We start from the raw sequence: 13,177 nt of genomic DNA, 5'->3' as shown, positions 1-13,177 counted from the left end.
CATACGCCTTGAAGTCACCGAAGTACTTCGTGATCGCAGCCGTCAGTGTCGTCTTGCCGTGGTCAACGTGACCGATCGTGCCAATGTTAACGTGCGGTTTGTTACGTTCAAACTTTGCCTTTGCCATGATGGCCTCTCCTTATCGTCTCGGGCGGCGGGGTGAACCCCGCCCTACAGGTTATGGGTAGGCCGGGGATGTCCCCGGCTCCCGGATTATGCGTACTTCGATTGAATCTCTTCCGAGATGTTCTGTGGAACAGCTTCGTAGTGGTCGAACTGCATCGTAAACTGCGCACGGCCCGAAGACATGGAGCGCAAGTTGTTGATATAGCCGAACATATTTGCCAGCGGCACCATTGCGGCGATCGCGATCGCGTTACCGCGTGGTTCCTGACCAGTCACCTGGCCACGACGCGATGTCAGGTCGCCGATGATGCTGCCGGTATAATCTTCCGGCGTCACAACTTCGACCTTCATGATCGGCTCGAGCATCTTCGCGCCCGCTTTTTTCATCGCTTCACGCATCCACTGACGCGCTGCGATTTCAAAGGCGAGAACACTGGAGTCCACGTCGTGGAACTTGCCGTCGATCAAAGCAACCTTGAAGTCGATGACCGGGAAGCCTGCCAAGGGACCAGAGTCCATGACCGACTTGACACCCTTTTCAACGCCCGGAATGTATTCCTTCGGCACTGCACCACCAACGATCCGGCTTTCGAACGAGTAACCCTCGCCCGGCTCGGTCGGCGTGATGATCATCTTCACTTCGGCGAACTGACCCGAACCACCCGACTGCTTCTTGTGGGTGTAAGTGTGCTCGGTTTCGCGAGAGATCGTCTCACGGTAAGCCACCTGAGGCGCACCGATATTCGCTTCGACTTTGAATTCGCGCTTCAGACGATCCACCAGAATGTCGAGGTGAAGTTCGCCCATACCCTTCATAATCGTCTGGCCCGACTCGATGTCGGTTTCAACGCGGAAGGATGGATCCTCGGCAGCAAGACGCTGCAGACCTGTCGACATCTTCTCCTGGTCAGCCTTTGTTTTCGGCTCGACCGCGATCTCGATAACCGGATCAGGGAACGTCATCGTTTCCAGAACAACTGGATCGGCCTTGTCACAAAGCGTGTCACCTGTCGTTGTGTTCTTCAGACCACCAAGCGCGATGATGTCACCAGCGAACGCTTCAGTGATCTCGTCACGGTTGTTCGAGTGCATCATCATCATGCGGCCAACACGCTCCATCGAACCTTTGGTCGAGTTGAGCATCGAGTCGCCCTTGGCAAGCTTGCCCGAATACACCCGCACGAATGTCAGCGTGCCGACAAACGGGTCGTTCATGATTTTGAATGCAAGCCCGGAGAACGCCATGTTGTCATCGGCACGGCGTGCGATGTTGCGCGTTTCCGTATCGTCGCCTGGCTTGAAGCCCATGTAGTCAACAACGTCGAGCGGGCTCGGCAGATAGTCGATAACCGCATTCAACAGAGGCTGAACGCCTTTGTTCTTGAACGCGGAACCACCAAGAACAGGCACGAACGACAACGACAAAGTTCCCTTGCGAAGCAGCTTGCGCAGGGTGGCGACGTCGGGCTCGGCCGCATCCATGAGGTAAGCTTCCATGGCGTCGTCGTCCATTTCGACAGCCGCCTCGATCATCTTGCCACGCCATTCGTCGGCCTGGGCTTTCAGGCTATCCCGGATCGGGCCTTTTTCCCAAGACGCGCCGAGGTCTTCACCCTTCCAGACCCACTCTTCCATGGTCACGAGGTCGATCAGGCCTTCCAGATCGTTCTCGGCACCAATTGGCAGAGCCACGGGCACGGCACGCGCGCCTGTGCGGTCTTCGATCATGCGAACACAGTTGAAATAGTCCGCGCCGATCTTGTCCATCTTGTTGACGAAAACGATACGTGGAACCTTATAGCGATCAGCCTGCCGCCAAACAGTTTCGGTCTGTGGCTCAACACCGGCGTTTGCGTCCAGAACGCAAACCGCGCCATCGAGAACCGCGAGCGAACGCTCGACTTCAATGGTGAAGTCAACGTGGCCGGGCGTGTCGATGATGTTCATCCGGTACTTGGTGTCGGACGTACCTTCGTTTGTCGGCTCTTCCTGACGCTGCCAGAACGTGGTGGTCGCAGCCGAGGTGATCGTGATGCCACGCTCTTGCTCCTGCTCCATCCAGTCCATGGTCGCAGCGCCATCGTGCACTTCGCCAATGTTGTGCGATTTGCCGGTGTAAAAAAGAATACGCTCGGAACACGTGGTCTTGCCGGCGTCGATATGCGCCATGATACCAAAGTTACGGTAGCGCTCGAGTGGATAATCGCGTGCCATTTGGGCTGCTCCTGAAAGTCTTTACCAGCGGTAGTGGCTGAACGCCTTGTTGGCGTCGGCCATCTTGTGGGTGTCTTCGCGCTTTTTCACCGCAGAGCCACGACCATTGACCGCATCCGCCAGCTCACCGGCCAGACGCTCTTCCATGGTGTTCTCGTTGCGGGACTTTGCCGCAGCGATCAGCCAGCGAATGGCCAGTGCTTCGCGGCGCTCGGGGCGCACTTCAACGGGAACCTGATATGTCGCACCACCAACACGGCGCGAGCGAACCTCGACCGATGGTTTGATGAGCTCGAGGCCCTCGTGGAACACTTCCAGCGGGGACTTCTTCAGGCGGTCTTCAACCCGGTCAAACGCGTTGTAGACGATGCGTTCAGCGACGGATTTCTTACCGTCGACCATCAGGTTGTTCATGAACTTTGTCAGAACCCGGTCACCATACTTGGCATCGGGCAGGACTTCGCGCTTTTCGGCGGCGTGACGACGAGACATCTCAGATTCCTCTTACTTCGGACGCTTGGCGCCGTATTTCGAACGACGCTGCTTGCGGTCTTTGACGCCCTGGGTATCCAGAACACCGCGCAGAATGTGGTAACGCACACCCGGAAGGTCTTTTACCCGGCCGCCACGGATCAGAACCACCGAGTGCTCCTGAAGGTTGTGGCTTTCGCCCGGGATGTAAGAAATGACCTCGAAACCGTTCGTCAGGCGCACTTTGGCAACCTTCCGCATGGCCGAGTTCGGCTTCTTTGGTGTCGTTGTATAAACGCGTGTGCAGACGCCACGTTTCTGAGGGCATCCCTCAAGGTGGAGCGACTTAGAGCGTTTTACTTTTGGCTGCCGGGGTTTCCGGATCAGCTGTTGGATCGTTGGCATTGGGCTTCGTTTCCCCGTGTTGCAACACTTGTCTGTTTCAATCCGCGCGTATCACGGACCATTTCAATCTGAGGCGCGCGCACCCCGGTTATTCACTCCGCCATCATGCGTCCACGACAACGAAAACTACCGCAGCGCTCCCAAAGCTAGGGGGCACGCGGTGGGTATCCAGAGGATCGGGACCATACGGACCGGATCGTGACCACTTACATCTGTTAAAGGCATGTCAGGCGATCAACCCGAGAGGCCAAGTGCGCGCTTACTAGCCAGAGTCGCGGATGCTGTCAACAGCACCCGGGGACCTTATCGCACACGAAGGCCCGGCGGTGCTTTCCGCGCCGTATTCCGCTCGCGCCAAAGGGTGAAAAGTCCAGTCGCCACAACGATCAAGGCACCGATCTGCGTCAACATATCCGGCCATTCGCTAAACACCAGCAAGCCAATGACCAAAGCGGCCAGCAAAGATGTATACCGAAACGGTGCAACCGCCCCGATCTCGCCGACGCGCATTGCCATGACCGAGAACAAATACCCCCCGATAATTGCCAGAACGGCAAAGACCATCAGTACCGAGTCGCGCCCGTCCATCGGTTGCCACTCGACAAAGGCCGCCCCGACAACCGAGAACGCCAGAACCCCCAGGACCGCCGCCAGCGCCACCAGCAACGACGGCACATCCCGTGACAGCTTGCGCGCCGCAAGGTCCCGAACGGTCACACAGACGACGGACAACAGGGCATAGACCGAATACAGCGTAAAGCCGTCACCCGTCGGCCGCACGATCAGCAATACACCACCAAACCCAATTCCGATCGCCAGAAACCGTCGCCAGCCCACGTGCTCACGCAGCACAAGGGCCGCCCCCAGCGCAACCGTCAAAGGCAACGCCTGCAAGATCGCTGTAACGTTGGCAATCGGCAGGTTGAACAGCGCGTTCAAAAAGAAATACGCCGCACCGATTTCCGCCAGACTTCGGATTGCGACCAGCTTTTTGTCCTGCGGCGATAATCTTCGCGCAAAGGCATTCGCCCGCCAGGCCATGACTCCAATCAGGACCGCGACCGCAACGCTTCTCACGAACAAAAGCTGAAAAAACGGAAGATCCTCGGACAACAACTTCATGAACGCATCGTTGACGGTAAAGGCCGTCATCGACCCCGTCATCAAAAGCGCCCCGCGAAGATTATCCGTCATAACCATAGCGCGAGCCTTAATCCGAATACGGAAACCCGGCCAGCGAATTGTCACCCAGACGGGCCCGCCCCAAAGACAAAGGGCCCCGCATTTCTGCGAGGCCCTTTCTCATTCTCTCAGTCGCGGTGCGATCAGTCGCGGCTCTCTGGCGTTGTGGCCAGATCGGCGTCGATTTCCGTAACGTCGATGTCTTCCATCACTGGTGCCGCCAAAGCCGCCGCGGCTTCCGCCTCGGCACGCGCTTCCTGAATGACCTTCAGGTCACGCTCGGCAGCGATCCGACGCATCTGCTGGGTTGCCCCACCCGTACCCGCCGGGATCAGACGACCCACGATGACGTTCTCTTTCAGACCGACCAGCGTGTCGCGCTTGCCCTGCACCGATGCTTCGGTGAGAACCCGCGTGGTTTCCTGGAACGACGCCGCCGAGATGAACGAACGTGTCTGCAAGGACGCCTTGGTGATCCCCAGAAGGATCGGCTCGCCCTGTGCGACGCGACGACCTTCTTTCGTGGCCTTCTCGTTTGCGGCATCGAACTCGGCTTTGTCGACGTGTTCGCCCTTCAAAAGCGTGGTTTCACCAGAATCCTGGATCTCCCACTTCTGAAGCATCTGCCGGACGATAACCTCGATGTGCTTGTCGTTGATCTTAACACCCTGAAGGCGATAAACGTCCTGCACCTCGTCGATCATGTAATCCGCCAGAGCCTCGACACCCATAATCGACAGGATGTCGTGCGGCGCGGGGTTGCCGTCCATGATGTAGTCACCCTTATGCACGAAGTCGCCTTCCTGCACCGGGATGTGCTTGCCTTTCGGCACCATGTATTCGACCGCTTCACCAGTCTCGTCAGCCGGTTCGATCGAAATCCGACGCTTGTTCTTGTAGTCGCGTCCAAATTTCACATAGCCGTCGATTTCGGCGATGATCGCGTGGTCCTTCGGACGATGTGCCTCGAACAGTTCGGCAACACGCGGCAGACCACCGGTGATGTCCTTCGTCTTGGCACCCTCGCGTGGAATACGCGCGATCACGTCACCGGCTTTCACGTCCGACCCTTCTTCAATCGACAAAATCGCGTCAACCGACATCGGATAGGTGATCGGATTGCCGGCTTCATTGCGCACAGGCTCGCCATCGGCACCCACAAGAATAACCTCAGGCTTCAGATCGCTGCCCTTCGGCGCAGAGCGCCAGTCGGTCACGATCTTCTGGGTCATGCCTGTCGCATCGTCGGTCTCGTCGCGCACCGAAATGCCCGAAATCAGATCGACGAACTTAACCGTACCGGCCTTCTCGGCGATGATCGGCAGGGTATAGGGATCCCACTCGAACAACTTGTCGCCGCGCGCCACCGTGTCACCCTCTTTCGGGAACACCTTGGTGCCGTACGTCAGTTTGTGGCTGGCCCGCTCAATGTCGTTCTCGTCGATGATGACAAGCTGCATGTTGCGGCCCATGACGATCTCTTCACCAGCCTCGTTGGCAAGCAGGTTCGCGTTCTTGAACATGATCTTGCCAGCCTGAGACGCCTCAAGGAATGACTGCTGACCACCCTGAGCAATACCGCCGATGTGGAATGTCCGCATCGTCAGCTGCGTGCCGGGTTCACCGATGGACTGAGCCGCGATGATACCGACAGCTTCGCCCTGGTTGACCAGCGTGCCGCGTGCAAGGTCACGACCGTAACACATTGCACAAACGCCCTCTTCCGCTTCACAGGTCAGAGGCGACCGCATCCGCATCGTCGGAACTTTGGCCTGCTCGACCAGATCGGCCTTACGCTCGTCGATCAGCTCGCCCTTGGTCACCAACACTTCGTCAGTGCCCGGAGCCAACACATCCTCAGCCGCAACACGGCCCAGAATACGCTCACCCAAAGTGGCAACAACTTCACCGTCGTTGATCGCAGGTTCAGCCGTGATGGCCAGTTCGGTGCCACAGTCGTGCATACGTACGATGCAATCCTGCGCCACGTCCACCAGACGACGCGTCAGATAGCCCGAGTTCGCCGTCTTCAACGCCGTATCCGCAAGGCCCTTACGAGCACCGTGGGTCGAGTTGAAGTACTCAAGAACCGTAAGGCCCTCTTTGAAGTTCGAGATGATCGGCGTTTCGATGATCTCGCCGGACGGCTTGGCCATAAGACCACGCATACCGCCAAGCTGCTTCATCTGAGCAGGCGAACCACGCGCACCGGAATGCGACATCATGTAAACGCTGTTCGGTTCCTTTTCGGCACCCGCATCGTCGATCTTGACCGAGGAAATCTCGCCCATCATCGCGTCAGCAACGTCATCCGAACACTTCGACCAGGCATCAACAACTTTGTTGTACTTCTCGCCCTGAGTGATCAGGCCGTCCATGTACTGTTGCTCGAATTCCTTGACCTGCTCGCGCACCGTATCAACGATGGTCCACTTGCTGTCAGGAATGACCATGTCGTCCTTACCGAACGAAATGCCAGCCTTGAACGCTTCGCGGAAACCCATGGTCATGATCTGGTCACAGAAGATAACCGACTCTTTCTGACCGCAATAACGGTAGACGGTGTCGATGACCTGCTGCACTTCTTTCTTGCGCAGCAAACGGTTAACCAGGCTGAACGGCGCTTTCGCATTCAGCGGCAACAAAGCCCCCAACATGACGCGGCCCGGAGTCGTGTCAAAACGAACGATCACTTCCTGACCTTCGTCGTCGATCTGTTTGACGCGCGCCTTGATCTTGGCGTGCAGATGAACCTCACCTGCATCCAAAGCGTGACGCACTTCGTCGGCATCGGCAAAGATCATGCCTTCGCCCTTCATGCCCTGACGCTCCATCGACACGTAGTAGAGACCCAGAATCATATCCTGCGAAGGAACGATGATCGGCGCGCCGTTGGCTGGCGACAGAACGTTGTTCGTCGACATCATCAGAACACGGGCTTCAAGCTGTGCTTCAAGCGACAACGGCACATGAACGGCCATCTGGTCACCGTCGAAGTCAGCGTTGAACGCCGAACACACAAGCGGGTGCAGCTGAATGGCTTTGCCTTCGATCAGCACAGGCTCGAACGCCTGAATACCAAGTCGGTGCAACGTCGGCGCACGGTTCAAAAGAACCGGATGCTCGCGAATAACCTCGTCGAGAATATCCCAAACTTCAGGACGCTCTTTCTCAACCAGTTTTTTCGCCTGCTTCACAGTCGACGACAGACCTTTGGCTTCAAGACGCGAATAGATGAACGGCTTGAATAGCTCCAAAGCCATCTTCTTAGGCAAACCGCACTGGTGCAGCTTGAGTTCCGGACCGGTCACAATGACCGAACGACCCGAGAAGTCCACGCGCTTACCCAAAAGGTTCTGACGGAAACGACCCTGCTTACCCTTCAGCATATCGGACAGCGACTTCAGCGGACGCTTGTTAGCCCCCGTGATGACGCGACCGCGACGGCCGTTGTCAAACAGCGCATCCACAGATTCCTGCAGCATCCGCTTTTCGTTCCGCACAATGATATCCGGCGCGCGAAGCTCGATCAGACGCTTAAGACGATTGTTCCGGTTGATCACTCGGCGATAGAGGTCGTTGAGGTCGGACGTCGCAAAACGACCGCCATCAAGTGGCACCAGCGGGCGAAGCTCTGGCGGGATCACAGGGATCACAGTCAGAACCATCCACTCCGGACGGTTGCCCGATTCAATGAACGACTCGACGATCTTCAGACGCTTGATGATCTTCTTGGGCTTCAATTCACCCGTCGCCTCGGCCAGATCAGCACGCAGCTGCTCAGCCTCGGACTCAAGGTCGATGTTCTGCAACATCTCGCGGATCGCTTCGGCACCAATGTTCGCGGTGAACGCGTCCATGCCATAGGCATCTTGCGCGTCCATGAACTCTTCTTCCGACATCAACTGGCCGTACTGCAGGTCCGTCAGGCCGGGTTCGATCACCACATAGTTCTCAAAGTAGAGAATACGCTCAAGATCGCGCAAAGTCATATCCAGCATAAGGCCGATGCGGCTTGGCAGCGACTTCAGGAACCAGATGTGCGCAACCGGAGCGGCCAGCTCAATATGGCCCATCCGCTCGCGACGCACCTTCTGAAGCGTCACTTCCACACCGCATTTCTCGCAGACAACGCCGCGATACTTCATGCGCTTATATTTACCGCAGAGACATTCGTAGTCTTTGATCGGGCCAAAGATACGGGCACAGAAAAGACCATCGCGCTCGGGCTTGAATGTCCGATAGTTGATCGTTTCCGGCTTTTTGATCTCACCGTAAGACCACGACAGGATCCGCTCGGGCGAGGCCAGCGAGATTTTGATCTCGTCGAACGTTTTGACCGGAGCAAGCGGGTTAAACGGGTTTGTTGTAAGTTCCTGGTTCATTTTAAATCCTTAAAGGCTGGCGTTTGAGAAAGACGTCGGGGCGGGCCGATTACTCGGCCGCGATCCCTCCTTCTTCGTCGTCCTCAATCGCATCCAGGAGTTCCATGTTGAGGCCGAGGCCCCGGACTTCTTTCACAAGCACGTTGAAGCTTTCGGGCACGCCCGCTTCAAAGTTGTCCTCGCCCTTGACGATCGACTCGTAGACCTTGGTACGGCCTGCAACGTCGTCCGACTTGACGGTGAGCATCTCCTGAAGCGTGTATGCCGCGCCGTAGGCTTCCAAAGCCCAGACTTCCATTTCCCCGAAACGCTGGCCACCGAACTGGGCTTTACCACCCAGAGGCTGCTGCGTGACAAGGCTGTAAGGGCCTGTGGAACGTGCGTGGATTTTGTCGTCCACAAGGTGGTGCAGTTTCAGCAGATACTTGATGCCGACAGTCACCTGACGTGCAAACTTCTCGCCCGTGCGACCGTCAAACAAGTCCGACTGACCGCTTTCGTTGAAGCCCGCCCGCATCAGAGCGTTGTTCACGTCAGCTTCTTTCGCACCGTCAAAGACCGGTGTGGCGATTGGAACACCGCGCGTGGCGTTGCCCGCAATCTCCAGCAAACGATCCTCGTCCAGATCCTTGATGCCTTCGTCGTAAACGTCGTCACCATAGGCGATCTTCATCGCGTCACGGACCGGAGTCATGTCACCGGAACGGCGATACTCCCCCAGAGCCTCGTCAATCTGGATACCCAGACCGCGCGACGCCCAACCCATGTGTGTTTCCAAGATCTGACCGACGTTCATACGCGACGGCACACCCAGCGGGTTCAGTACGAAATCAACCGGCGTGCCATCCGCAAGGAACGGCATGTCCTCCATCGGAACCACCTTCGAAATCACACCCTTGTTGCCGTGACGACCAGCCATCTTGTCGCCGGGCTGAAGCTTGCGCTTCACGGCTACAAAGACCTTGACCATCTTCATCACACCTGGCGGAAGATCGTCACCACGACGGACCTTCTCGACCTTGTCCTCGAAACGGTGATCCAAAGCACGCTTTTGCGCTTCGTACTGAGCGTTCAGAGCCTCGATCGCCTGCGCTTCTTTCTCGTCCGCGATGGCCAACTGCCACCACTGACCACGAGACAACTGCTCAAGCAGATCTTCGTCGATCTTCGACTTTGGCTTCACGCCTTTCGGACCCTTCACGGCAACTTTGCCAAGAAGGCTGTCCTTCAGACGCGAATAGATGTTGCGCTCAAGGATGCCCAATTCGTCGTCCCGGTCACGGGCCAGACGCTCGACTTCTTCACGCTCGATCTGCAATGCACGCTCGTCTTTTTCGACGCCGTGACGGTTGAAGACACGAACTTCAACAACCGTGCCAAAGTCACCCGGCGGCAGACGCAGCGACGTGTCCCGCACGTCGGATGCTTTCTCACCAAAGATGGCGCGCAGAAGCTTTTCTTCCGGCGTCATCGGGCTTTCGCCTTTCGGAGTGATCTTGCCAACCAGAATGTCAGCCGGTCCAACTTCCGCGCCGATGTAAACGATGCCAGCCTCGTCGAGGTTGCGCAGAGCTTCTTCACCGACGTTCGGAATATCGCGAGTGATCTCTTCCGGCCCAAGCTTCGTGTCACGTGCTGCGACTTCAAATTCCTCGATGTGGATCGAGGTGAAGACGTCATCGCGAACGATACGCTCGGAAATCAGGATCGAGTCCTCATAGTTGTAACCATTCCACGGCATGAAGGCGACGACGACGTTCTTACCAAGGGCCAATTCACCGATATCGGTGGACGGACCGTCCGCAATCACTTCGTTCTTGCCAACCGTGTCACCCACCTTCACCAGCGGACGCTGGTTGATGCAGGTGTTCTGGTTCGACCGCTGGAACTTACGCAGGCTGTAGATGTCCACACCCGGATCGCCCGGCTCAAGATCTTCCGTCGCGCGCACAACGATACGCTGCGCGTCGACCTGGTCGATGATGCCCGCACGCTTCGCCATGATGGCCGCGCCCGAATCCTTGGCCACGACTTCCTCGATGCCGGTTCCAACCAGAGGCGCTTCGGCCTGCAGAAGGGGAACCGCCTGACGTTGCATGTTCGAGCCCATAAGCGCCCGGTTCGCGTCGTCATTTTCGAGGAACGGAATAAGCGAGGCCGCAACCGACACAAGCTGCTTTGGCGAAACGTCAATAAGATCAACACTTTCGCGCTGCGACATCGTGTATTCGCCCGACCGCCGCGTATTCACGAGGTCGTTTACGAACTTGCCGTTCTCATCGAGGTTCGCGTTGGCCTGAGCCACCGTGTGCCGCATCTCTTCGGTTGCCGACAGATAGATAACCTCGTCGGTTACCTTGGTGTTTTCCACCTTGCGGTACGGCGTTTCGATAAAGCCATACTTGTTGACGCGGGCGAATGTCGCCAGCGAGTTGATCAGACCGATGTTCGGGCCTTCCGGTGTCTCAATCGGGCACATCCGACCATAGTGTGTCGGGTGCACGTCGCGCACTTCAAAGCCGGCACGTTCGCGGGTCAGACCGCCGGGCCCAAGCGCGGAAAGACGACGCTTGTGCGTGACTTCCGAAAGTGGGTTCGTCTGGTCCATGAATTGAGACAATTGCGACGATCCAAAGAACTCGCGCACCGCAGCAGCGGCAGGCTTGGCGTTGATCAGATCCTGCGGCATCACCGTGTCGATCTCGACCGACGACATACGCTCCTTGATCGCGCGCTCCATGCGCAACAGACCAACGCGATACTGGTTTTCCATCAATTCACCGACCGAGCGAACCCGGCGGTTTCCAAGGTGGTCAATATCGTCGATGTCGCCACGACCGTCACGCAGATCGACCAGCGCCTTGATACAGGCAACGATGTCTTCTTTGCGAAGCGTGCGCTGCGTGTCTTCGGCATCAAGCGCCAGACGCATGTTCATCTTCACGCGGCCAACAGCCGAAAGGTCGTACCGCTCGCTGTCGAAGAACAACGTGTCAAACAAAGCCGACGCCGCATCAACGGTTGGCGGCTCGCCTGGACGCATCACGCGGTAGATGTCCATCAACGCAGTGTCGCGTCCAAGGTTCTTGTCGGCAGCCAGCGTGTTGCGGATGTAAGGACCGACGTTGATGTTATCGATATCCAGCGTCGGAATCTCGGTCACACCGGCATCCATCAGTTCTTTCAGCGTACCGCCGCTGACTTCGCCTTCTTTGTCCAGCTCCCAAGTCAGCTCATCGCCAGCTTCAACATAGATCGCGCCGGTTTCTTCGTTGATGATGTCACAGGATACGAACCGGCCAACCAGATTGTCGAACGGAACCAGCAGTTCCTTGACCTTGCCGTCGTCGATCAACTGCTTCACGGCGCGCGGCGTAACTTTCTTGCCAGCTTCCGCAATCACTTCACCGGTCTTGGCGTCCACCAGATCAAACGCAGGACGCGTGCCACGCACACGATCCGGGAAGAACTTGGTCACCCAACCCTTGTTCTTTTTCAGCTTGAAGTTAACCGTATCGTAATAAGCATTCATGATACCTTCCTGATCAAGACCCAGCGCATAAAGCAGGGTCGTGACAGGCAGCTTGCGGCGACGGTCGATGCGCGCAAACACAAGATCTTTGGCGTCGAATTCGAAATCGAGCCAAGACCCACGGTAAGGAATGATCCGGCAGGCGAACAACAGCTTTCCGCTCGCATGCGTCTTGCCCTTGTCGTGGTCAAAGAACACGCCAGGCGAACGGTGCATCTGGGAAACGATCACGCGCTCGGTACCGTTCACGACAAATGTGCCGTTCGGCGTCATCAAAGGCATATCGCCCATGAACACGTCTTGTTCCTTGATGTCCTTGACCGACTTCGCGCCAGTGTCTTCGTCCACATCGAACACGATAAGGCGCAGCGTCACTTTCAGTGGCGCGCTATAGGTCATGTCGCGTTGCTGACATTCCTCAACATCGTACTTCGGCTTCTCAAGCTCGTACTTCACGAACTCAAGAACAGCTGTCTCGTTGAAATCCTTGATCGGGAAAACCGACTGGAAAACACCCATGATACCTTCGCCGTCCATCGGCTCGGGCTGGTCGCCGCTGCCAAGGAAAAGGTCATAGGAGGATTTTTGAACCTCGATGAGGTTCGGCATCTCAAGAACTTCACGAATTTTGCCGTAGTACTTGCGAAGACGTTTCTGGCCGAGATAGGTCGTTGCCATAGGATATGGATCTCCGTTTTTAATCGGCGCTGACACGGTTTGGGCGTCCGCAGCAGTGCCAGATCGGGACAGTTTTCGTTTCCATACCAGAGAGACCTCCCAAAGATCCCTCGCCCGAAACGTCAACTGCCCTATCAAAGCGCACCATTCCTGGAACGCTATGATAGAGCAATATCAATGACTT

General features: G+C 56.9%; 7 protein-coding genes. All 7 read right to left on the bottom strand.

Features of this window, described 5'->3' with window-relative positions; all coding sequences use genetic code 11:
• On the bottom strand, positions 1-127 hold a 127-nt coding region (locus BOA8489_RS13880), incomplete at its 3' end, for a GTP-binding protein (protein ID WP_245813843.1).
• A gap of 86 nt (positions 128-213) precedes the next feature.
• Positions 214-2,340: an elongation factor G gene (gene fusA, locus BOA8489_RS13875; protein WP_093974782.1), complete on the bottom strand. Its 2,127-nt coding sequence runs from the start codon at positions 2,338-2,340 to the stop codon at positions 214-216.
• Between the two features lie 21 nt (positions 2,341-2,361).
• Positions 2,362-2,832 (bottom strand): 30S ribosomal protein S7, encoded by a 471-nt coding sequence (rpsG, locus tag BOA8489_RS13870; protein ID WP_093974780.1) that lies wholly within the window; start codon positions 2,830-2,832, stop codon positions 2,362-2,364.
• A gap of 12 nt (positions 2,833-2,844) precedes the next feature.
• Complete coding sequence (gene rpsL / locus BOA8489_RS13865) at positions 2,845-3,216, bottom strand: 30S ribosomal protein S12 (protein WP_076980154.1); 372 nt, start codon at positions 3,214-3,216, stop codon at positions 2,845-2,847.
• Positions 3,217-3,519: 303 nt separating this feature from the next.
• Positions 3,520-4,410, bottom strand: a complete 891-nt coding sequence (locus BOA8489_RS13860; RefSeq protein WP_306345761.1) for a DMT family transporter — start codon at positions 4,408-4,410, stop codon at positions 3,520-3,522.
• Between the two features lie 131 nt (positions 4,411-4,541).
• The gene (rpoC, locus tag BOA8489_RS13855; RefSeq protein WP_093974775.1) at positions 4,542-8,783 is read right to left on the bottom strand and encodes a DNA-directed RNA polymerase subunit beta'; all 4,242 of its coding nucleotides are present in this window, start codon (positions 8,781-8,783) and stop codon (positions 4,542-4,544) included.
• Positions 8,784-8,832: 49 nt separating this feature from the next.
• A complete protein-coding gene (gene rpoB, locus BOA8489_RS13850) occupies positions 8,833-12,993 on the bottom strand; it encodes a DNA-directed RNA polymerase subunit beta (RefSeq protein WP_093974773.1) in 4,161 nt (1,386 codons plus the stop codon).
• Between the last annotated feature and the right edge of the window lie 184 nt (positions 12,994-13,177).

Source organism: Boseongicola aestuarii, from assembly GCF_900184815.1.
Taxonomy (GTDB): Bacteria; Pseudomonadota; Alphaproteobacteria; order Rhodobacterales; family Rhodobacteraceae; genus Boseongicola; species Boseongicola aestuarii.
The sequence above is the reverse complement of the archived record's forward strand: the minus strand, read 5'-3'. Positions and strand labels throughout refer to the sequence as shown.